The sequence below is a fragment of the Alterinioella nitratireducens genome (assembly GCF_013155465.1).
GTDB lineage: Bacteria > Pseudomonadota > Alphaproteobacteria > Rhodobacterales > Rhodobacteraceae > Alterinioella > Alterinioella nitratireducens.
This window is the reverse complement of sequence record NZ_JABJVX010000004.1, coordinates 213,308-233,705: the sequence shown is the minus strand read 5'-3', so window position 1 is coordinate 233,705 and position 20,398 is coordinate 213,308. Positions and strand designations below refer to the sequence as shown.

Sequence of the window (20,398 nt, the reverse complement as noted above, 5' to 3'; positions counted from 1 at the left end):
CTCCCGACCTGTGGGGAGGGCTTCAGTTATGCCCTTTTCCCCCGCGGTTTCGATTAAACCGGGTGTGATGGCCCTTAGGAGGCGATCACCTCCCAGCGTTTGGTTTTCGACATCGGGGCACATTCCTGGATACGGACGGTATCCCCGATCTTGAAACTGTTCTCCGGATCGTGGGCCCGATATTTCTTGGACTTCCGGATGGTCTTCTGCAGCACCGGGTGCTTGAAGCGGCGTTCCACGGAAACGCTGACGGTCTGGTCGTTGGCGTCGCTGGTCACGGTACCTGTCAGGATGCGTTTGGGCATGGGCTCAGGCCTCCGATTGCGCAGCGGCGGCTGCTTTTTCGTTCAGGATGGTCTTCACGCGCGCGGCGTCACGACGGACGCTGCGCATGCGCGCGGTGTTTTCCAGCTGGCTGGTGGCCTGCTGGAAGCGGAGGTTGAAGGCCTCCTTTTTCAGGTTGGCAAGCTCATCCCGGAGCTGGTCCGGTGTCTTGTCGCGCAGTTCACTGGCGTTCATGTCGCCTCTTCCTTCTCTCAAAACACCAGCAGGCCCCAAAGACGGGTCACCCTTGACCTGGTGGATGAATGACAAACGACGAATCCCCGGAGGTGATCCGGGGACTCGGCAGATGGGGCCTTCTAGGGGGGATGGGCGCGGGTGGCAAGGGGGAAGTTTGGGGGGGGACGATGGCACATGGCTGCACGCGAGCAGGAGCAAAGCAATCCGCTATCAGGCCGGGGAGTGTCAAGAACTCTGTGTATCTGGCGCGGCCCATGCAGGTTTCAGATACGGTCACGCGTTGAAGCGCTCGAAAGCGGCGTGATGGGCGCCGGTCGTCTCGTAGACCACGAGGTCGGGGGCCACCCGCGCCGATCCAGCGGCGCAGGGCGTGAATTCACATGGTCCTATTGGCAAATTGCGCGGCGTCGCCGGTGGTAAGGCGATGCACGTCGAGGTGCGCTTTCGAGATATCGATGCCAATGCTATCTTTCATCATCTTCGCGTGTCCTATGCTTGTCGTAGAGCGCTTCATGCCGCCCTGTATCCGTTCAGGCCCAATGCGAAGACGATGGCTGATCACACTCCAACACGGTCCCTCACGACGAAGCCTGTGACGATCCAGCCACCGCCAGCGTGCGCCATAGCTGGTGTGGCGCACGCTGGCTCTTTCTTCGCATAAGAACCACGATCAGCATAAGGCAAGCATGTCGCTCAAAAATGGGAACCGGTTTTGGGCTTCTCGGACATGCGTCTCAATGGGTTGGAGTGCGCCTGCGTGATTGCAGATGAACGCGGCGCGCTAGCCTTCAGTCGAGGTCCGTCCAGGGCCAGGGTTTCACGTTGCTCGCCGCCGTCTGGTAGCGCGCCGCCTTCGCCATCCAGATGCCCAGATCGGTGCCGAACTCGGCCAGCCTCTCGTTGCGCTCCTTCTGGACGGCCATGATGATGAACTGGATCACAGTGGCCACGCCCAGCACGGTCTGCGCCAGCTGGATCATGACCCAGATGATCACCATGAAGACCAGCCGCAGAAGGATGCTGTCCTCCTCGGTCTCGAACTGCTCACCATGCAGGCGACCCGATATCCTGTCTTCGTCGGTGTCGCGCATCGTCATTTCCTCCGGCTGACCGTCCGCACATATGGGACATGAGCGCAGCCCCAATGTAAAGCGCCCCCTTCCCCCGATGCCGTCCCTGCCCTATAGCCCGATCCCATGAGCCAGAACCCCCCCGACCTCCGCCCCGACCTCGCGCCCAAAGCCCGCATCGCGGAGCCAAACCGCCCCGGCCAGCCGACCATCGGCATGGTCTCGCTCGGCTGCCCCAAGGCGCTGGTCGACAGCGAACGCATCCTGACCCGCCTGCGCGCCGAGGGCTACGCGATCTCCCCCGATTACGCGGGCGCGGAGGCGGTCATTGTCAACACCTGCGGGTTTCTGGACAGCGCCAAGATGGAGAGCCTCGAGGCCATCGGCGAGGCGCTCACGCAAAACGGCAAGGTCATCGTCACCGGCTGCCTCGGCGCGGAGCCCGAGGCCATCACCGGCACGCATCCCACCGTCCTCGCCGTCACCGGCCCGCAGCAATACGAACAAGTCCTGGATGCCGTCCACGCCGCCGTGCCGCCCAGCCCCGACCCTTACATCGACCTGCTGCCCGCCTCCGGCGTCTCCCTCACGCCGCGCCATTACAGCTATCTCAAGATCTCCGAGGGCTGTAACCACAAGTGCAAGTTCTGCATCATCCCCGACATGCGCGGTCGCCTCGCCTCCCGCCCCCACAAGGTGGTGATGCGCGAGGCGGAACGCCTCGTTGATGCGGGCGTCAAGGAGCTGCTGGTGATCTCCCAGGACACCTCCGCCTATGGCACGGACTGGAAGGACCGCGACGACAAGTTCCCGATCCTCCCCCTCGCCCGCGATCTGGGCAGCCTGGGGGCCTGGGTGCGGATGCACTACGTCTACCCCTACCCGCATGTGCGCGAGATGATCCCCGCGATGGCCGAGGGCCTGATCCTGCCCTATCTCGACATCCCCTTCCAGCACGCCCATCCCGACACATTGAAACGCATGGCCCGCCCCGCCGCCGCCGCCCGCACGCTGGACGAGATCGCCGCCTGGCGCGCGGATTGTCCGGATATCACCCTGCGCTCCACCTTCATCGTCGGCTATCCCGGCGAGACCGAGGCCGAGTTCCAGACCCTGCTGGATTGGCTCGACGAGGCCCAACTGGATCGCGTCGGCTGTTTTCAGTACGAAAACGTCGCGGGCGCGCGCTCGAACGCCCTGCCCGATCATGTGGCCGATGAGGTCAAGGCCGAGCGCTACCACCGCTTCATGGAGAAGAGCCAAGCGATTTCCGAGGCCAAACTGGCGGCCAAGGTGGGGTCGCGGCTTGAGGTGATCGTGGACGAGGTCGACGCGGAAGGCGCCACTTGCCGGACGAAAGCGGACGCCCCCGAGATCGACGGGAACCTCTTTATTGACGAGGGGTTCGAGGGGTTGGGGCCAGGGGATATCGTCACGGTGGAGGTGGATGAGGCCTCGGAGTATGATTTGTGGGGGCGAGTCAACGAAAGCGGGCAAACAAATTTCTCGACACAACCATAGCTAGAATGTACATTCTTGGTTTAGGATATTCAGCCAATTCTGGGAGATTGCCTTGAAAAACGTTTGCCTATCTGCGTTGACAATTGTGGCCCTATTCCTCTCTTCATTTGCCGCGACTGCCGCTCCTGACTGTTCCGCTGGTCGCGCCGTTGCCAGTGCTCGCGTATCACTGCCCGAAGCAAGACGAAACTATACGCAAATCGTGCAATATGCGTGGGACGGTGCAAATCGCATTGTGAACGTCTGCGACCTGACTGGCAGCACCAGCAACCTTGGATGGTGGGAACTCTTTTCTGGTGAAGTCGATCAGAGTTATCCGGGAATCTGTATTGGTATTACCAACAGTTCGGGCCAGCAATTATTCTCGTGCGCTTCGCCGTCCGCAGTCAGAATAGCGTTTGGCGCCCCCAGTGACACCCAAAACAGCGTAATCCGATTCAATCGCTGGTATACGTCCCCGAGCGCGAACTGACACGCAATCGAGATTCGGGGCTAAAAGCGGCAGCAGCTTGTCCCTGCCCCCTCTCGGCAGATTTCTCTTGGAAATCGCCTGCCGGGTCAACGCTGACGATGGCGCTGCGGCTACGCCTTGATTCCGCGCCAGAATTCGTAGGGTGGGCAGTTCTGCCCACCACGCCGCCGTCACCCCAAAACCGAAAAATGCGACGCATCCCGCGCCGCATTTCTCTTTTCTCCCACCAATGTTGCGCGCGCACCCGTTCAGGCCGGGCGCACCCCGAACCGGGGCCGGGTCAGCCACTGGCCGACGGTCCGGGCCATGTCCTTCATCGCCTCGGCGCGCAATCGCCTTGCCTGTGCCAGCACGGCGCGAATCTCGGCATCCGTGGCCATATGGAAATCTGTATCAGTCATCTGGTGGTCTCTTTCGGAGAGTCTGAGGTTGGGTCTCAGGCGCTAGATAGACCCTTGGCGGCGCGGCAACACCGCCCATCCGCGAAGACCCGCTATGCTTGCGCTGCATGTATGGGTGCCTGCCGGCCGCACTTGCCCCGGCCAGCAAAACCGGGCTTTCATGACCGCGATCCAGACGGAGGACGCCCCCATGCAGATCGCCCTCATCGGCACCGGTGCCATCTCGACTTACGTTCAGGACGCGCTGGCCGCGCAAGGCAAGCCCCCCGCCGCCCTCCTCGTCCGGCCCGCGCGCCTTTCCGAGCCCTCCGACATCCCCCGTGTCGCCTGCGCCGCCGACCTGCCCGCCCAAGTCACCCATCTCGTCGATTGCGCGGGCCATGAGGCGCTGGCCAGCCACGGCCCCGACGCGCTCGCCAAGGGCATCGACGTGATCACCGTCTCCATCGGCGCGCTGGCCAATCCGGGTCTCCTGCAAGACCTGCAAGCCGCCGCCGAGGCCGGCAATGCCCGCCTGCATCTGGCCAGCGGCGCGCTCGGCGGGCTCGACGCGCTGCAATCGGCCCGCGCGGGGCAGCTCAGATCCGTCACCTATACGGGCCGCAAGCCGCCGAAGGGTTGGCTCGGCTCGCCCGCCGAGGACCGGATCGACCTGACCGCCCCGATGGACGGACCGCAGACGCATTTCAGTGGCACGGCGCGCGAGGCCGCGTTGCAATACCCCAAGAACGCCAATGTCGCCGCCGCCGTGGCGCTGGCCGGTCTGGGGTTCGAGGCCACGCAGGTGGAGCTGATCGCCGATCCGACCGTGACGACCAATATCCACGAGGTCCGGGCAGAGGGCGATTTCGGAGACTTCACCTTCACCATCTCGGGCCATTCCCTGCCCGCCAGCCCCCGCACCTCCGCGCTGGCCGCGATGAGCGTCGTCGCCACGCTGGCCCGGATCGCGGCGCGCATCCGCAGTTAAGGGCGGGGCTTTGACGCCCCAGGGGGGTGTACGGGGGGTGCATCGGGGGGTGTACGGGGGGTGTACGCCTATTTTTCGGCCAGATAGACCCGGACCGCCTCGGCCACATGCCGGAACCGGTCGCCGCCCAGATGCTTGCCACCGAACCAGCGCGTGACGATGACAACGTGATCTTGCACCCCCGCGCCCTCCAGCACCTGCAAGATCACATTGCCCGCCCCGGCCTCGCCATCGTCGGATTTGAGCGGCCCCTCGGGCAGCAGCACGGCCCAGGAATTATGGGTGGCCTTTGCGAATTTCTTCTTCTTTTTCAGAGCTTTCAGAACGTCATCCACATCCGCACGCGATGCAACAGGCGCGCCCGAGACAGCATATTTCGACCCCCGGTCGCGGATCACCCCCTCGATCACCCGCATCAGCCCACCAGCACCACGGCCCAGGCCACACCCACAGCGATCGCGCTCAGCGCCACGCCCGCGCTGGCCATATCCTTGGCATCCCGCGCCTGATCGCTGCGCGTGGAATCGGCAATATCGACCACCCGCTCAATCCCCGTATTGAGCAGCTCAGCCGCCAGAATCAGCACACCGCCCATCAGGATTATCATTGTTTCGGAACGGGTTAGAGGAAGCCATAGCGCCAGCGCGGCAGAAGGGATATTCATGCAGGTCCAGAATTTGAGGCTCGGTTCCTCGGCCCAGGCCCGCCGCCATCCGGCCCAGGACCAGATGCACCGGTTCCTCAATCGCTCCCATTCCCGGCGCAGCATGCTCGCCCCTCCCCCGCTTCGGATCCCGCAAGAGACGCTACTGCGGCGTCGGCCCCCTGTCACCGGGAAACCGCCATGCGGCACCCTGTCAGGGCTTCAGCGACTTCAGTTTTTCGCCGTTCCGACAATAGGTTGGCGTATCCCCGGCGCTGTCATGCGCTTCCAGCCAGGCCTCACAGGCCTCGGGCGAGGTGCAGTTGGTGCAGCTCAACACCATCGCGTTCCGCTCCCCCGGTCTCAGGTCGCCGCGCAGCTCGGCCTCGTCCAGATCGGTGCCCAACCGGTCGGCCATCCTGGCAACCAGCCGCCCGTGTTTCTCCATCTGCTTGCTACTTGGCATCTTGCAGCCCTTTCGCCTTGGGCCATGCCCCCCGGCACGGCGGATGGTGAAAGCCTGCGACCTAAGGTCAACCTTGACCTTGATGCAGATCAATGCCGCCTGTCACACGCCTACAAGCGCTTGTTTCCCTTGATGAACTCATGCCCCCAGATCAGGGCTAGGCAAGCCGCGACACCGGTTCTAAGCTGCGGCCCATGTTTACCATCGAGCATGAATTCGACGCCACGGTCGTGACCCTCGTGGATGAAGGCGCAGCCCCCCTGCAGGAGGATCTGACCATCGCGGCCTTTGCCGAATGCGTCACGCTGGAGCAGCTTGATCCGCGCACCGACCGGGTGCAGAAGATCACCCTGTCGGAAAGCCAGTTGCGCGACCTGGCCGCGGCGTTGGACCTGCCCGAAGGCATCTACCGCCTGCGCCCCGCCGAGAGCTAGGACCGCCCATGCCCCTTCCCAATCTGCTGATCGCGGGCGCGCAGAAATCGGCGACCACATGGCTGCACCAGGCGCTGAGGAAATCGGCGCAGTTCCAGGCCTCGAAACCGAAGGAGCTGAACTTTTTCCTCGACCCGGATTATGCCGCGAAACTCGACAGTTACGCGGCGCATTTCCCGGCGCGGGACGGCGTGCGCCATGCTTACGAATCCTCGCCCGAGTATTTCCGGCTTCCGGGCGACCGGGGCGATGTGGCCGCGCGGATTGCCGAGGTGCTGCCCGATGCCGAGATCCTCGTGATCCTGCGCAATCCCGTCGATAGATACCTCAGCGCCTATACCCATCACATGATGAAATCGCGCTATCCCTATGCGCCCGAGATCGACGTGATGGAGAGTTCCCGCAATATGCTGGCCTTCGGGCTATACGGGGCGATCCTGGCCCATTGGCGCAAGGTTCTGCCGCAGGTGCGGGTCTATTTCTTCGACGATTTCGTAGCAGACAAATCGGCGTTCTTTTCAACAATCCTGGGTGATCTGGATGTCGCGCGCGACGTGGCGGATGCCGATCTGGATTTCGTAGTCAACGCCAAGGCGCGCAAGTTCAAGAAGAACGACTGGCCCGTGATGCCCCGGTTGAGCGACGGGCTGCGGGCCAAGCTGCACGCCTATTACCAAGACGACATCGCCCTGTTGGAAGAGCAGACCGGGCGCGACCTGAGTGCCTGGAAAGCGGCATAGATCGTTTCAGGTCCAGTTGCATCGGTTTCTCTGCCTCGCCCGTTTCAGGGTCGAACGCGAAAACCGATCCTCACTTTTCGTTGGAACCCGAAACGCCTCAGGACGCGCAGGAGATGCAGCGCATCGCGGCGGCATCGGAATCGAGCCGCCCAAAGCCGATGAAGCTGCCGCAATCATCGCACCAGCCGAATTCGCCTTCCTCGATCCGGCGCAGGGCGGCGTCGATGGCGCGGATGCGCCCGTGTCGGCGCGCCTCGAGCGCCGCCTCCATCGCCTGGCCCTGCATCGCGTCCATGCGCGACAGCCGCCCCACCTGCGTCTGATCCAGCATGACCGGCTTGCGCCCCTCGCCGGTGTCCTCGGACGCGGTCAGCAGGGCGGCGCGCTCCTCCTCCAGGGCGGTTCGGTAGCGGTCGGCCAGCTCGGTGTCGGTAGGGTCCGTCATGCCCCCAGAGAAGCCGCCCGCACCCGCCCTCGTCAAGCACTTGCAACGCAAGGCGGGCGGGGCCACTCTGGCGGCAAGGCCATCAACGGGAGGGATCATGCGCACAGGGTTTTTCTGGGACGAACGCTGTTTCTGGCATTCGGGTGGAAATTACGCCGCAACGATGCCGGTCGGTGGGCTGGTGCAGCCGATGGCGGGCGGGCTGCCCGAGAACCCCGAGACCAAGCGGCGGCTCAAGAACCTGATGGAGGTGACCGGCCTGATCGACGAGTTGATCCAGCGCCACGCCCCGCCCGCGACATATGAAGACCTGCGGCGCGTCCACCCCGAGCGCTACCTGTCCCGGTTCAAGGAGATGTCAGATGCGGGCGGCGGAGAGTTGGGGCTGCGCACGCCGTTCGGCCCCGGCGGATACGAGATCGCCTGCGTCTCGGCAGGGCTGGCCAAGGCGGCGCTTGCGGCCGTGCTGACCGGCGAGGTGGACAATGCCTATTCCCTGTCGCGCCCGCCCGGCCATCACTGCCTGCCGGATTATCCCAACGGGTTCTGCCTGCTGGCCAACATTCCCATCGCGATCGAGGCGGCGCTGGCGGGCGGGCTGGCCACCCGCGTCGCGGTTGTGGATTGGGACGTGCATCACGGCAACGGCACCGAGGCGATCTATTACGACCGCGACGATGTGCTGGCGATCTCGCTGCACCAGGAACGCAACTACCCCATCGACACCGGGGATTTCGAGGATCGCGGCCTGGGCGCGGGCGAGGGGTTCAACCTCAATATCCCCCTGCCCCCCGGCGCGGGCCATGCGACCTATCTTGAGGCGATGGAGCGGCTGGTCCTCCCCGCCCTGACCGAGTTCCAGCCCGACGTGATCATCGTCGCCTGCGGCTATGACGCGGCGGCCATCGACCCGCTCAGCCGGATGCTGGCCACCGCCGAGACCTTCCGCGCCATGACCACGATGGTGATGGAGGCCGCCGCCGACCTCTGCGGCGGCAAGCTGCTGGTGGTCCATGAGGGCGGCTATTCCGAGGCTTACGTGCCCTTTTGCGGCCATGGCGTGATTGCCGAAATGGCGGGCAGCACGATCGACGCGCCCGACCCCCTGGGCGACACCTTCGACGCCCGCCAGCCGAACGCCCGGTTCGAGCATTACTGCTCGATCCTGATCGCGGAAATGGAGGCGGCGCTCTAGATGCGCTTTGCCGCGCTGCGGCACATGCGTTGACAGTTACATCGGCCCGCGTCAGGTTGCGCGGGGTTTCAATGGGAAAGGTGCTCCATGAAGAAGGTATACGGCTCGGCTACTGAAGCGCTGGACGGTGTCCTGCACGACGGCATGCTTATCGCCGCGGGGGGGTTCGGCCTCTGCGGTATTCCGGAACTGCTGATCGACGGCATCGTCGCGTCGGGCGTCAAGGATCTGACGGTTGCCTCGAACAATGCGGGCGTTGATGGCTTCGGCCTCGGCAAGCTCCTGGAGACCCGGCAGATCAAGAAAATGATGTCGTCCTACGTGGGCGAGAATGCCGAATTCATGCGGCAATACCTGTCCGGCGAGCTGGAGCTTGAGTTCAACCCGCAAGGCACGCTGGCCGAACGGATGCGCGCGGGCGGGGCCGGTATTCCGGGCTTCTACACCAAGACCGGCGTCGGCACCCAGATCGCCGAGGGCAAGGACGTCAAGCAATTCAACGGCGAGGACTACATCATGGAGGAAGGCATCTTCGCCGACCTCTCCATCGTCAAGGCGTGGAAAGCGGACGACACCGGCAACCTGATCTTCCGCAAGACGGCGCGCAACTTCAACCCGCCCGCCGCGATGTGTGGGCGTATCTGCATCGCCGAGGTCGAGGAGATCGTGCCGCGCGGCTCGCTGGACCCCGACCTGATCCACCTGCCCGGCATCTACGTGCATCGCCTGATCCAAGGGCAGCACGAAAAACGCATCGAACAGCGCACCGTGCGCAAGCGGGAGGACGCATAATGCCCTGGGATCGCAACCAAATGGCGGCGCGTGCCGCGGAAGAACTGGAAGACGGCTGGTATGTGAACCTCGGCATCGGCATTCCGACGCTGGTGGCGAATTACGTGGGCGACAAGGACATCACCCTGCAATCCGAAAACGGCATGCTCGGCATGGGCCCGTTCCCCTATGAGGGCGAGGAAGACCCCGACCTGATCAACGCCGGCAAGCAGACCATCACCGAGTTGAGCCGCACCGCCTATTTTGATTCAGCTACCAGCTTCGGCATGATCCGCGGCGGCAAGATCGCGGCGGCGATCCTGGGCGCGATGGAGGTGGCCGAAAACGGCGACCTCGCCAACTGGATGATCCCCGGCAAGCTGGTCAAGGGCATGGGCGGCGCGATGGACCTTGTCGCGGGCGTGGGCCGCGTGATCGTGGTGATGGACCACACCAACAAGCATGGCGACAGCAAGCTCCTGAAGGAATGCACCCTGCCGCTGACCGGCACCGGCGTGGTGGACCGGATCATCACCAACCTGGGTGTTCTCGATGTCGTCGAGGGCGGGCTGAAGATCGTCGAGACCGCCGAGGGCGTGACCGAAGACGAGATCCGCGCCGCGACCGAGGCGACCATCGTCAATTGAGATCGGGCCGGGCGGGGGGGCTTTCCCCTGCCCGGCACCTCACCGCGCGGGCACCAGCCGCGCGACGACCTCCTCCAGCACCTTTCGGAATGGCTCCACCCCCAGTGCGGGTTCCGCATCGGGGCGCAGCATCAGGCCGACCGGCCCGGTGGTCAGGCTGGTGTCGAAGGGCAGTTCGACCAGTTTGCCCTCGGCCACCTCATTGGCCACGACGCCCGAAGAGATGATCCAGATCGCGTCCGACCGGTGGGTGTAGACCCGGCCAAACGCGCCCGAAACGGTCTCCAGCTTGCGGGGGATCTCGCCCACGCCATTGGCGATCAGGAAACGCTCGACCAAGGGCGCGATGGCCGAGCCGTCGGGCGGGTAGACCACGGGCCAGTCGGTCAGCGCATCCAGGCTGGGGGCCTCAAGGATCGGGTGGCCGGGGCGGGTGACGAAAACAACGTGCTCATTGTAAAGCTGCATGAAGGACAGACCTTGCATCGTGTCAGGGGGCCCCATGCGCCCGATCACGAGGTCCAGATCCCCGCTGCGCAATCGCTCGATCAGGTAGGCGTGCGGGCCGTCGAGGATGCGCAGGGCAAGCTCGGGCAACGCCAGTTCGGCCTCTCGCACGACCTCGGGCATCAGCCAGGCGGCGACACTGGGCAGGAGGCCGACGGACAGCAGCGACCGCCCGCGCCGTTCCACCTGTGCCACGCCGTCGAAGCCCTGGCGCAGGGCAGCCAGGCTCATCCGGGCGAAATGCAGGAAGACCTTGCCCTGCGGCGTCAACGTCACGCCTGCGCGGCTGCGAATGAGGAGCGGCTGGCCAACGATCTCCTCCAATTCCTTCAACGTGCGCGACATGGCCGGTTGGGTGAGATAGAGCGCCTCGGCCGCGCGGTTCATGCGGCCCTGGCGCGTGATTTCCACGAAGGCCTGAACATGGCGGATCTTGATGCGACGGTCGATCATTGCTTGCCCATTTCGATAAGTAAACTGGCGACAAACGGATTTTGCAATCCTTGGCCGTCAAGTTACGGTTAGGCAAGGGAGGATCATCATGCGTACACAAGTGGTCATCATCGGCGGCGGGCCCTCGGGCCTCCTGCTCAGCCAGCTTCTGCACCGCAAGGGCATCGACACGGTCGTGCTGGAACGCAAGACGCGGCAATACGTGCTTGGCCGCATCCGCGCGGGCATCCTGGAAGTCGGCTTCGTCGACCTGATGCGCGAGGCCGGGGTGGGCGCGCGCATGGATAACGAAGGCTTCATCCATGATGGCACCGTCATCGCCTTCGACAACGAGGATTTCCACGTCGATTTCAAACGCCACACCGGCACAACGGTCATGGTCTACGGCCAGACCGAGGTGACGCGCGACCTCTATGATGCGCGCGAGGCAATGGAGGGCAAGGTCGTCTTCAACGTCGATGGGGTGACGATCCACGGGGCCGACAGCGACGCGCCGCATGTCACCTATTTCGTGGACGGGGTCGAACACCGGATCGACTGCGATTACGTGGCGGGCTGCGACGGGTTTCATGGTGTCAGTCGCCAGACCATCCCCCTGTCGGTGCGGCGCGAGTATGAGAAGGTCTATCCCTTCGGCTGGCTCGGCATCCTGTCGGAAACGCCGCCCGTGCATGAGGAACTGATCTATTCCAATTCGGATCGCGGTTTCGCGCTCTGTTCGATGCGCAATGCCAATCTCAGCCGCTACTATATCCAGTGCTCGTTGAGCGATTCCCCCGACGACTGGGATGATGCGGGTTTCTGGGAGGAATTGAAGCGCCGTATCCCGGAAGAACATGCCGACAACCTGATCACCGGGCCGAGCATCGAGAAATCCATCGCACCGCTGCGCAGTTTCGTGACCGAGCCGATGCGGTGGGGGCGGCTGTTCCTCTGTGGCGACGCGGCCCATATCGTGCCGCCCACGGGGGCCAAGGGGCTGAACACGGCGGCCTCGGACATCCACTACCTCTATCACGGTCTGTTGGCCAAGTATCAGGACGGCGAGGCGGAGGGGCTGGACAGCTATTCCGGCAAGGCGCTGGCCCGCGTCTGGAAGGCCGAGCGCTTCAGTTGGGCCACCACCAACATGCTGCACCGCTACCCCGATCAGAGCGAGTTCGACATCAAGATGCAGCGCGCCGATCTGGAGTTCCTGCGCGACAATGACAGCGCGCAGAAGGTTTTCGCGGAAAATTACGTCGGCCTGCCCTATTGAAGGAACATGCGATGAGCGAGAGAATCGAGACCGGCATGGCCGTGCGCCGCAAGGTTCTGGGCGATGCGCATGTCGACCGGGCCGAGGCGAACAAGACCGATTTCGATGCGCCCTTCCAGACGCTGATAACCGAGGCGGCCTGGGGCACGGTCTGGGCCTCGGACGCGATCAGTTTGCGGGAACGGTCGATGCTGACGCTGGCGTTGCTGGCGGCGACCGGCAATTTCGAGGAGATCCCGATGCACATCCGCGCGACCGTTAACACCGGCGCCAGCGAGGCCGACGTGATCGAGGCGTTCCAGCATGTCGCCATTTACGCGGGCGTGCCGAAAGCCAATCATGCGATCAAGCTGGCCAAGGCCACCTATGCCGAAATGAGGGAGGACAAGACATGAAACCCGCAGAGTTCTATGCCCGCGACCGACGCTGGCACCCGCCCGCGCTGGCGCGCGATTACAAGACCTCCGTCACCCGGTCGCCTCAGTACGCCGCGATTTCCTTGCAGCACTCGGCCTCGGAACTGACCGGCCCGGTCTTCGGCCATAACGACATCGACGCGGTCGACAATGACCTGCTGGCGAATTACGCGCAGCCGGGTGAAAGCCCCATCGGCGAGCGCATCATCGTTCATGGCCGGGTGCTGGATGAAAACGCCCGGCCCGTGCCGAACACGCTGGTCGAGATCTGGCAGGCCAATGCGGGCGGACGCTACCGGCACAAGAAGGACACCTATCTTGCGCCTATCGACCCGAATTTCGGCGGTTGCGGGCGGACCCTGACGGATGAGAACGGCTATTACTATTTCCGCACCGTCAAGCCCGGTGCCTACCCGTGGCGCAACTGGGTCAACGATTGGCGGCCCGCGCATATTCATGTGTCCGTGTTCGGCTCGGGCTTCGCGCAGCGCCTGATCACGCAGCTTTACTTCGAGGGCGACCCGCTGATCGCGAAATGCCCCATCGTGGCGACCATTCCCGACCCACAGGCGATCGACATGCTGATCGCGCGGCTGGACATGAACGCAACCATTCCGCTCGATACCATCGCCTATCATTTCGATATCGTGCTGCGGGGGCGACGCTCGACCCTGTTTGAAAACCGGCTGGAGGGGAACTGATGGGAATGAAATACCTCAAGGAAACGCCCTCGCAGACGGCAGGGCCTTACGTCCATATCGGCCTCGCCCCCGGTGCGGCGGGCTTCGACATCTACCGCGAGGAACTGGGCCATGACATCGCCGGACCGAACCCCAAGGGCGAACGCATCCGCGTCGAAGGTCTGGTGATCGACGGCACCGGAAGCCCGATCAAGGATGTGCTGCTGGAGGCATGGCAGGCCAATGCCGACGGGCATTACGCCCATCCCGAGGGCGGCGGCGAGGTCGAGGAGGGTTTTCGCGGTTGGGGCCGTGTCATCACCGATTTCGAGACCGGCGAATGGGGCTTCGACACGGTCAAGCCGGGACGCGTGATGGGGCGCAACGGGCGGCTCATGGCGCCGCATATCAACCTCTGGATTGTCGCGCGCGGGATCAACCTGGGGCTTAACACCCGGATGTATTTCGCTGACGAGGACGCGGCCAATGCCGAGGATCCGGTGATCAACCTCATTGAATGGGAACGTCGCCGCGCGACGCTGATCGCCAGGCGCGAGGACCGCGACGGCTTGCCCCTCTACCGCTTTGACATCAAGGTGCAGGGACAGGACGAAACCGTCTTCTTCGACATCTGAGAGGCCCCGACATGACCAAACCCTGCATCATCTGCGTGGCGATCACAGGCTCGGTGCCGCAGAAATCGGACAATCCCGCCGTGCCGATCACGGTCGCGGAACAGATCGAGAGCACCCAGGCAGCGTTCGAGGCCGGGGCCAGTATCGTGCATGCGCATGTGCGCAACGATGACGGCTCCACCACCAGCGACCCGGAGAAGTTCGGCCGCCTGATGGAGGGGATCAAGACGCACTGTCCGGGGATGATCATCCAGTTCTCGACAGGCGGGCGGTCGGGCGCGGGGTCGGCGCGCGGCGGCATGTTGCCCCTGCGCCCCGACATGGCCTCGCTGGCCGTGGGGTCCAACAACTTCCCCACCCGTGTCTATGAGAACCCGCCCGATCTGGTCGATTGGCTGGCCTCGGAAATGCGCGCGCATGATGTCGTACCCGAGATCGAGGCCTTCGACCTCAGCCATATCCACCAGGCGGTGGCGATGCACAAGGACGGGCGGCTGCCAAAGCCGCTCTATGTGCAGTTCGTCATGGGGGTGAAGAACGCGATGCCGGTGGATCGGGACGTGTTCGACTATTATGTAAGAACGATGGAGCGCCTGGCCCCCGAGGCCGAATGGTGCGCCGCGGGGATCGGGCGGCACCAGCTTGAGGTCAATGAATGGGCGATTGCCGCGGGCGGGCATACGCGGACGGGGCTGGAGGACAATATCCGCCTGGACCGCGACACGCTTGCCCCTTCCAACGCGGCGCTGGTGGAACGCACGGTCAATGCCTGTAAGAAATACGGGCGCCCGGTTGCCAGCTGGCAGGAGGCGCGCGAGATCCTGGGGCTGCGGCCTGAGTAAAGGACGCGCTTGAGACGACCCCGCGCCTACCCGTCCATCATCGTGCGCAACACGCAGCCATCCGTGACCAGTTCCGGCGGTGTCACGCAAAGCAGCCGCGCCGCGCGCCAGGTTGCCAGAACCCTGGTCACATAGTCCCGCGTCTCCGCGTAATCCGGCACGCCATCCGCCGCGCGCACGGCCCCCTCGCCCGCGTTGTAGCCCGCCAGCGCCAGGATCGGATCGCGGTCGAACTCCTCCATCAGCCAATCGAGATAGGCGACACCGCCGGAGATGTTCTGGACCGGATCGAAACTGTCGGACACGCCGAACCGGGTGGCGGTGGCCGGGATCAGCTGCATCAGACCTTGCGCCCCCGCGCTGCTTTCGGCCCGCAGGTCGCCGCGCGATTCCACCGCCATCACCGCCAGCACCAAGGCCGGTGAGACGCGCGTGCCGATGGTGGCGCGCAGGATGTCGAGGTCATGACTTTCGGAGAGCGCCAGCAATGTCTCGGCCCGCGCGATGGGCAGGCCCGCCGCCTCGGGCGCGGTTTCCAGCAGACGGATCGCCGCCATGAAGCGCCCCGCGCCCTGATCGCGGCCTGCCGGTATCTGGTCCCAGAACCACGCCGAGGAGGCGGGCGCGGCTGGCCTCTCGGGTGTGGCGACGGCAGCGGGTGCAACCGCCTGGGGCCCGATCTGGATATTGATCAGGGGACCGGTATGGCCTGCATCGGGCACCGTGATGCGGCGAAAACTGAATTCGGGGAACGGCGGCGGACCGTCTGTATCACCCTCCTGCGCCGCGACGGGCGCGACCAGCCCCGCCAGAACCAGCAAGACGGCGGAAAGACCTGCACTGCGCATGGAACCTGCTCCTCATGGCTGCGATTTTTTCCTTTCAGTCTGCCTGATCCGCATTTTTTAGGAAAGAGGTCCAGGCCGCGCCTCTGACCAATCTGCGTTAACTTATTGATAATAAATAATTCCCACCCCAAAACCCTGAGCCGGCATGGTAAATATTACGTGAAATGACCGAAAACCCGCCCAATTCCTGCCCGATTTCCGGGGCCTAACTTCTCTCATTCGCCGATCCGGGCGGGACCAACGCAGAGCACATCCCCGGTCCGGATCACCAGAGGCGGGCAAGAAGAAACCGAGCAACCACAAACCTGTCGAGGGACAATCCAATGACCGCATATATCAAGAACTTCGCCAAATCCGAATCCGGTGCCGTGACCGTTGACTGGGTCGTGCTGACCGCCGCCATCGTGGGCCTCGGCCTGGCCGTCATGGCCGTCGTGTCCGCCGGTGTGGAAGACCTGTCGGGCGACATCCAAGGCCAACTGGTGGGCCAGGGCATCGACACCGATTTCAGCACCGCAGCCACCCTGCCCTGATAGGACGCGATCCAGAACACCTCCTACAAAGGGGGCCGCGCAACCAGCGCGGCCCCCTTTTCTCATTTCCAGAGACGCGCCATACGATCCCGAAAAGTCTCCGAATCTTCTTACTAAAATCCAAACAAATCCCCTCGATCGCCCAATTCGTGCCTCAATGGACCAGCATATTCATCTCATCCCAAGGGGGCACACCCCTCAAACGGGCCAACCCTGACTGAAGACAAACCAAATCTGGAGCTAAACAAATGACCGCATATATCAAGAACTTCACCAAATCCGAATCCGGTGCCGTGACCGTTGACTGGGTCGTGCTGACCGCCGCCATCGTCGGCCTTGGTCTGGCCGTCATGGCCGTCGTGTCTGCCGGTGTGGAAGACCTGTCGGGCGACATCCAAGGCCAACTGGTGGGCCAGGGCATCGACACCGATTTCAGCACCGCAGCCACCCTGCCCTGATAGGACGCGATCCCAAACACCTCCCGCAAAGAGGGCCGCGCAACCAGCGCGGCCCTTTTCATGTTTCCAATACCCAGATAATTCACGAAATTTGTTTCCAAATTTCACCCGCAATTTGTCATCAATTGCCCACTTTTGCCCAATTTCCGCCTTAGTTCGCCGCGATTATTTCCAGGTCTGCTCGGGATGCTGCCACATCCCTTAAAAACCTGGAGGATCTGCCATGCGTGCTGCCGCTCGCCTGAAGTCGTTTGCCTTGTCGGAATCCGGTGCTGTCACCGTCGACTGGGTTGTCCTGACCGCCGCTCTTGTCGGCCTGGGGCTTGCCGTAACCAACACGGTCGGCGCGGGTCTGTCGAACCTGTCCAATGAAATCCGGACACAGCTGGAGCGTGACCACATCAGCACCGGCTTCGACTGATCCCCGACGGGTCTCGTTCCCCCCCCGCTCCGGATCCTGCACCGGAGTCCGGGGGGAATTGAGTCAAACTCTCGCGGTTTTGCACCGCCCGGTCCCCGCTCTGCCTTTTTTCTGCCCCCTCCTGCGGGCCAATTGAGCGGGCCCTACAAGGTGCAGGCGACAGAATGCGCTCCGGCCCCCGCGATATCCGCGTGGCGGTCTTTCCAAGACAAACGCAGGAGCAAACCCCATGTCTTTCAAATCTCTTCCCAATTTCCTTGCCGACGAATCCGGCGCCGTGACCGTCGACTGGGTCGTGCTGACCGCCGCGCTGGTGGGCCTTGGCCTGGCCGTGATGTCGGTCGTCTCGGGCGGGCTCGAGGATCTTTCGGGCGATATCAACAGCCAGCTGGAAGCAGACCACATCACCGACGCCTTTTCGGACTGAGGTTGCCACATCCGCCTGACCTGGCCCCGCATGAGCGGCCCGGCCAATCCACTCGCATGTTCGGCGCGCCGCCCGCCTCGCGGTTGCGCGCCGAACCAAAACTGCCGATCAAACGTCCCGCGCCGACCATTCTTTCGCCCCAATCCTTTGACAGATTGGCGCGGAACGAAACCGGCCGGGACCGATCCGGCCTGATGACAGGCACTATATAAGGGGCTCGTGACATGCGCGTAATTTTCGGACTCGTCCTCATCATAGGCGTTGGCCTCGCGGGATTTGCCGTTTACGTGGCAAAGGACCGGTTCACGCAATACCAGGATGCACTGGCCTCGCAGCGCGATGCCATCGTTCCGACCACATCCGTCTATGTCGTCAACCGCGAGATGCGCTATGGCGAACAGATCAGACCGGCGGATGTCGAGGCCATCGAATGGCCCGAGGCAAGTGTCCCTTTCGGGGCCTTCACCAGCGCCGAGGAGCTGTTTCCCGAAGGCGAGGACCTGCGCACCGTTCTGCGCGTGATGGAACGCAATGAACCGGTGCTGATCACCAAGGTCTCGGCCCCCGGTGCGGATGCCGGCGTCGCCTCGCGGCTGGAACGCGGGATGCGCGCCTTTGCGCTGCGCGTCGATGTCGCCACCGGCGTGTCGGGTTTCATCCGGCCCGGCGACCGGGTCGATGTCTACTGGTCCGGCAATGCACGCGGGGAAAACGTGACCCGTCTGATCCAGGCCTCGGTTCCGATCATCGCGATCGACCAGATCTCGGATCAGGACCGGCGCAACCCGACCGTGGCCCGTACCATCACCATCGCCGCACCCGCCCATCAGATCGCGGCGCTGGCACAGGCGCAGTCCACCGGCGCGCTCAGCCTGTCGCTGGTCGGTGTGCGCGACGACAGCGAAAGCGAGACCATCGAGGTCGATCAGGACGCGCTTCTGGGTATCGCCCAGGCCGTGGAAGCCGAAGGGCCCGAGATCTGCACCGTGCGCAACCGGCGCGGAGCCGAAGTGATCGTCACGCAGGTGCCTTGCACCAACTAACCGGAAACAAATGACAAAACGGCCTCCACAATATTGGGGGCCGTTTGCGTTCCACTGCTGAACTTGCGGTTGCGTGCTTTTCAAATCACATGAAACTCACCCCACAAGATGCTGATTCTTGCGCATTATTGCAAATTGGGGCATGGTGCGCACAATCGGGTCAAAAGAACCCTCCCAAATCCGTGATCAGAGAGGCAGGATCACAATGAGCATTATACGCCATATCTGCGCGGTCCTCCTGGGCTGTGCAGTGATCGTCACAACCCCCCTTCCCTCGACGGCCCAGGTCCTGCGCGTGCTGGAAGGCGCGACATCGACCACGTTGCGCGTGCCCATGAACCGCGCCGTGGTGGTCGAGAGCGAGGCTCTCTTCGCCGAGCTGTCCGTCGCCAACCCGCAGATCGCGGATATCGCGACCCTGTCCGAGCGTACCATCTACGTCCTCGGGCGCGCGCCCGGCCGCACGACGATGACGCTTCTGGGTGTCGATGGCGGGCTGATCGCCAATGTCGAGGTTCAGGTCATCCCCGACCTGGCCGAATTCCGCGAACGCCTGCGGGAGATCCTGCCAAGCGAGGCCATCGAGGTGCGCAGCGCCAATGACGGCATTGTCCTGTCCGGCACCGTCTCCTCGGGGCAGATCCTGGATCGCGCGCTTGAACTGGCGCAACGCTACGCGCCGGACCGGGTGTCGAACCTGATGGTCGTCGGCGGCACGCAGCAGGTGATGTTGCGGGTCCGCTTCGCGGAGATGTCGCGTACCGTACGGCGAGAATTGAACGCGAGCTTCGGGGCAACTGTGGGCGATTTTCAACTTGGCACAGGCAACGCAGCGGCTGCGTTCCCGCCATCCCCAAGCCCGTCTGGTGATGCAAACGGCGCTCTTGGTGTCACTTTTGGGTCCGGATCTGCGCAATTCGCCGTCTTGCTCGAAGCGCTGGAAAGCAACGGCATGGTGCGCACCCTGGCCGAACCGAACTTGAGTGCGTTATCCGGCGCAACCGCGTCGTTTAATGCGGGCGGTGAGTTTGCTGTTCCTGTTCGCTCCGACGACGGCGTGTCGATCGAGTTTCGTCCTTTTGGCATCAACTTGGCATTCACCCCGACCGTGCTCAGCGATGAGATCATCAACCTGAACTTGGCTGCTGAAGTTTCGGCAATCGACGCTGATCCGGCTCTTCGGGTTGAGGGCGTCCCCGGCCTGCGCACCCGAACCGCCTCGACCACTGTGGAAATGCGTGACGGGGAAAGCTTCGTCATCGCAGGGCTCTTGCAGGACGATTTCCGCGACAGCATCGGCCAGGTGCCCTGGCTTGGCGACATCCCGGTTCTGGGTGCGCTCTTCCGCAGCACCAATTACCAGCGCGAGCAATCGGAACTGGTCATCATCGTCACCGCCCACCTGGTGTCGCCGACACGGGGCGAGGCGCTGGCCCTGCCCACCGATCGCGTGCGCATCCCTACGGAAAACGAGCTGTTCCTCTTTGGACAGACCGCCGGGCGGCCCGCCGCAGGCAGCGCCGCCGGCGATGTCGCGCAGCAGGATTTCAGCGGTTCCTACGGCTATGTGATGGAGTAAG

28 protein-coding genes are annotated in these 20,398 nt (G+C 63.6%); 18 read left to right on the top strand and 10 right to left on the bottom strand.

Translation table 11 applies throughout. From position 1 onward, the window contains the following. Window positions 1-74: 74 nt before the first annotated feature. The 3 genes from rpsQ to HNS34_RS08855 all read right to left on the bottom strand — a co-directional run bounded on the left by rpsQ (window position 75) and on the right by HNS34_RS08855 (window position 1,613). The gene (rpsQ, locus tag HNS34_RS08865) at window positions 75-305 is read right to left on the bottom strand and encodes a 30S ribosomal protein S17 (RefSeq protein WP_172319698.1); all 231 of its coding nucleotides are present in this window, start codon (window positions 303-305) and stop codon (window positions 75-77) included. Between the two features lie 4 nt (window positions 306-309). Beyond that, window positions 310-519, bottom strand: a complete 210-nt coding sequence (gene rpmC / locus HNS34_RS08860; RefSeq protein WP_172319697.1) for a 50S ribosomal protein L29 — start codon at window positions 517-519, stop codon at window positions 310-312. A 791-nt stretch (window positions 520-1,310) separates the two neighbouring features. After that, complete coding sequence (locus HNS34_RS08855; RefSeq protein ID WP_407925856.1) at window positions 1,311-1,613, bottom strand: DUF4389 domain-containing protein; 303 nt, start codon at window positions 1,611-1,613, stop codon at window positions 1,311-1,313. 105 nt (window positions 1,614-1,718) lie between these two features. Between HNS34_RS08855 and rimO the strand changes: the two genes are divergently transcribed. Then, window positions 1,719-3,113: a 30S ribosomal protein S12 methylthiotransferase RimO gene (gene rimO, locus HNS34_RS08850; RefSeq protein WP_172319695.1), complete on the top strand. Its 1,395-nt coding sequence runs from the start codon at window positions 1,719-1,721 to the stop codon at window positions 3,111-3,113. Window positions 3,114-3,833: 720 nt separating this feature from the next. Here rimO and HNS34_RS08845 read toward each other — a convergent pair. Then, entirely contained in the window at window positions 3,834-3,986 is a 153-nt protein-coding gene (locus HNS34_RS08845) for an RSP_7527 family protein (protein ID WP_172319694.1), read from the bottom strand. A 190-nt stretch (window positions 3,987-4,176) separates the two neighbouring features. On the opposite strand from HNS34_RS08845, the gene HNS34_RS08840 reads away from it, so the two are divergent. After that, entirely contained in the window at window positions 4,177-4,956 is a 780-nt protein-coding gene (locus HNS34_RS08840; protein ID WP_172319693.1) for an aspartate dehydrogenase, read from the top strand. Between the two features lie 68 nt (window positions 4,957-5,024). Here HNS34_RS08840 and HNS34_RS08835 read toward each other — a convergent pair whose 3' ends face one another. The 3 genes from HNS34_RS08835 to HNS34_RS08825 form a co-directional block, all read right to left on the bottom strand. Further along, window positions 5,025-5,372 (bottom strand): YigZ family protein, encoded by a 348-nt coding sequence (locus HNS34_RS08835; protein ID WP_172319692.1) that lies wholly within the window; start codon window positions 5,370-5,372, stop codon window positions 5,025-5,027. Continuing rightward, entirely contained in the window at window positions 5,372-5,725 is a 354-nt protein-coding gene (locus tag HNS34_RS08830) for a diacylglycerol kinase (protein ID WP_172319691.1), read from the bottom strand. The genes HNS34_RS08835 and HNS34_RS08830 overlap by 1 nt, the downstream gene beginning before the upstream one ends. An 88-nt stretch (window positions 5,726-5,813) precedes the next feature. Beyond that, window positions 5,814-6,065, bottom strand: a complete 252-nt coding sequence (locus tag HNS34_RS08825) for a DUF6455 family protein (protein ID WP_172319690.1) — start codon at window positions 6,063-6,065, stop codon at window positions 5,814-5,816. A gap of 194 nt (window positions 6,066-6,259) precedes the next feature. Between HNS34_RS08825 and HNS34_RS08820 the strand changes: the two genes are divergently transcribed. After that, on the top strand, window positions 6,260-6,499 hold the full coding sequence (locus tag HNS34_RS08820; protein WP_172319689.1) for a DUF8831 family protein: 240 nt from the start codon (window positions 6,260-6,262) through the stop codon (window positions 6,497-6,499). An 8-nt stretch (window positions 6,500-6,507) separates the two neighbouring features. After that, window positions 6,508-7,239 (top strand): sulfotransferase family protein, encoded by a 732-nt coding sequence (locus tag HNS34_RS08815; protein WP_172319688.1) that lies wholly within the window; start codon window positions 6,508-6,510, stop codon window positions 7,237-7,239. Between the two features lie 97 nt (window positions 7,240-7,336). Here the strand turns inward: HNS34_RS08815 and HNS34_RS08810 are convergent, their stop codons facing one another. Continuing rightward, a complete protein-coding gene (locus HNS34_RS08810) occupies window positions 7,337-7,684 on the bottom strand; it encodes a TraR/DksA family transcriptional regulator (protein ID WP_172319687.1) in 348 nt (115 codons plus the stop codon). 97 nt (window positions 7,685-7,781) lie between these two features. Between HNS34_RS08810 and HNS34_RS08805 the strand changes: the two genes are divergently transcribed. From HNS34_RS08805 to HNS34_RS08795, 3 genes are all read left to right on the top strand, one after another. Beyond that, complete coding sequence (locus HNS34_RS08805) at window positions 7,782-8,879, top strand: class II histone deacetylase (RefSeq protein WP_172319686.1); 1,098 nt, start codon at window positions 7,782-7,784, stop codon at window positions 8,877-8,879. Window positions 8,880-8,966: 87 nt separating this feature from the next. After that, window positions 8,967-9,671 carry a CoA transferase subunit A gene (locus HNS34_RS08800; RefSeq protein ID WP_172319685.1) on the top strand — a complete coding sequence of 235 codons (705 nt, stop codon included), beginning with the start codon at window positions 8,967-8,969 and terminating at the stop codon, window positions 9,669-9,671. Beyond that, on the top strand, window positions 9,671-10,297 hold the full coding sequence (locus tag HNS34_RS08795; protein WP_172319684.1) for a 3-oxoacid CoA-transferase subunit B: 627 nt from the start codon (window positions 9,671-9,673) through the stop codon (window positions 10,295-10,297). The genes HNS34_RS08800 and HNS34_RS08795 overlap by 1 nt, the downstream gene beginning before the upstream one ends. 39 nt (window positions 10,298-10,336) lie before the next feature. Here the strand turns inward: HNS34_RS08795 and pcaQ are convergent, their stop codons facing one another. Next, window positions 10,337-11,257 carry a pca operon transcription factor PcaQ gene (pcaQ, locus tag HNS34_RS08790; protein WP_172319683.1) on the bottom strand — a complete coding sequence of 307 codons (921 nt, stop codon included), beginning with the start codon at window positions 11,255-11,257 and terminating at the stop codon, window positions 10,337-10,339. An 88-nt stretch (window positions 11,258-11,345) separates the two neighbouring features. Between pcaQ and pobA the strand changes: the two genes are divergently transcribed. Genes pobA through HNS34_RS08765 form a run of 5 tightly spaced genes read left to right on the top strand, consistent with a single transcriptional unit; the run spans window position 11,346 to window position 15,088 of the window. Further along, on the top strand, window positions 11,346-12,515 hold the full coding sequence (pobA, locus tag HNS34_RS08785; RefSeq protein ID WP_172319682.1) for a 4-hydroxybenzoate 3-monooxygenase: 1,170 nt from the start codon (window positions 11,346-11,348) through the stop codon (window positions 12,513-12,515). Window positions 12,516-12,526: 11 nt separating this feature from the next. Then, the gene (gene pcaC, locus HNS34_RS08780; RefSeq protein WP_172319681.1) at window positions 12,527-12,910 is read left to right on the top strand and encodes a 4-carboxymuconolactone decarboxylase; all 384 of its coding nucleotides are present in this window, start codon (window positions 12,527-12,529) and stop codon (window positions 12,908-12,910) included. Beyond that, window positions 12,907-13,632 (top strand): protocatechuate 3,4-dioxygenase subunit beta, encoded by a 726-nt coding sequence (gene pcaH / locus HNS34_RS08775; protein WP_172319680.1) that lies wholly within the window; start codon window positions 12,907-12,909, stop codon window positions 13,630-13,632. The genes pcaC and pcaH overlap by 4 nt, the downstream gene beginning before the upstream one ends. Window positions 13,633-13,637: 5 nt before the next feature. Beyond that, window positions 13,638-14,246, top strand: a complete 609-nt coding sequence (gene pcaG, locus HNS34_RS08770) for a protocatechuate 3,4-dioxygenase subunit alpha (RefSeq protein WP_235952670.1) — start codon at window positions 13,638-13,640, stop codon at window positions 14,244-14,246. Between the two features lie 11 nt (window positions 14,247-14,257). Next, a complete protein-coding gene (locus tag HNS34_RS08765) occupies window positions 14,258-15,088 on the top strand; it encodes a 3-oxoadipate:acetyl-CoA acetyltransferase (protein ID WP_172319678.1) in 831 nt (276 codons plus the stop codon). A 26-nt stretch (window positions 15,089-15,114) separates the two neighbouring features. Here the strand turns inward: HNS34_RS08765 and HNS34_RS08760 are convergent, their stop codons facing one another. Then, entirely contained in the window at window positions 15,115-15,936 is an 822-nt protein-coding gene (locus tag HNS34_RS08760; RefSeq protein ID WP_172319677.1) for a lytic transglycosylase domain-containing protein, read from the bottom strand. 323 nt (window positions 15,937-16,259) lie between these two features. Here HNS34_RS08760 and HNS34_RS08755 point away from each other — a divergent pair, with 323 nt between their 5' ends. The 6 genes from HNS34_RS08755 (at window position 16,260) to HNS34_RS08730 (ending at window position 20,397) form a co-directional block, all read left to right on the top strand. Beyond that, window positions 16,260-16,469, top strand: a complete 210-nt coding sequence (locus HNS34_RS08755; protein WP_172319676.1) for a hypothetical protein — start codon at window positions 16,260-16,262, stop codon at window positions 16,467-16,469. A 248-nt stretch (window positions 16,470-16,717) separates the two neighbouring features. Next, window positions 16,718-16,927, top strand: coding sequence for a hypothetical protein (locus HNS34_RS08750; RefSeq protein WP_172319675.1), 210 nt, complete (start codon window positions 16,718-16,720; stop codon window positions 16,925-16,927). A gap of 223 nt (window positions 16,928-17,150) precedes the next feature. Next, a complete protein-coding gene (locus HNS34_RS08745; RefSeq protein ID WP_172319674.1) occupies window positions 17,151-17,348 on the top strand; it encodes a pilus assembly protein in 198 nt (65 codons plus the stop codon). Window positions 17,349-17,577: 229 nt separating this feature from the next. Then, window positions 17,578-17,775 (top strand): Flp family type IVb pilin, encoded by a 198-nt coding sequence (locus tag HNS34_RS08740; protein WP_172319673.1) that lies wholly within the window; start codon window positions 17,578-17,580, stop codon window positions 17,773-17,775. A gap of 224 nt (window positions 17,776-17,999) precedes the next feature. Further along, the gene (gene cpaB / locus HNS34_RS08735) at window positions 18,000-18,818 is read left to right on the top strand and encodes a Flp pilus assembly protein CpaB (RefSeq protein WP_172319672.1); all 819 of its coding nucleotides are present in this window, start codon (window positions 18,000-18,002) and stop codon (window positions 18,816-18,818) included. Between the two features lie 205 nt (window positions 18,819-19,023). Then, complete coding sequence (locus HNS34_RS08730; RefSeq protein WP_172319863.1) at window positions 19,024-20,397, top strand: type II and III secretion system protein family protein; 1,374 nt, start codon at window positions 19,024-19,026, stop codon at window positions 20,395-20,397. Window position 20,398: the final 1 nt, after the last annotated feature.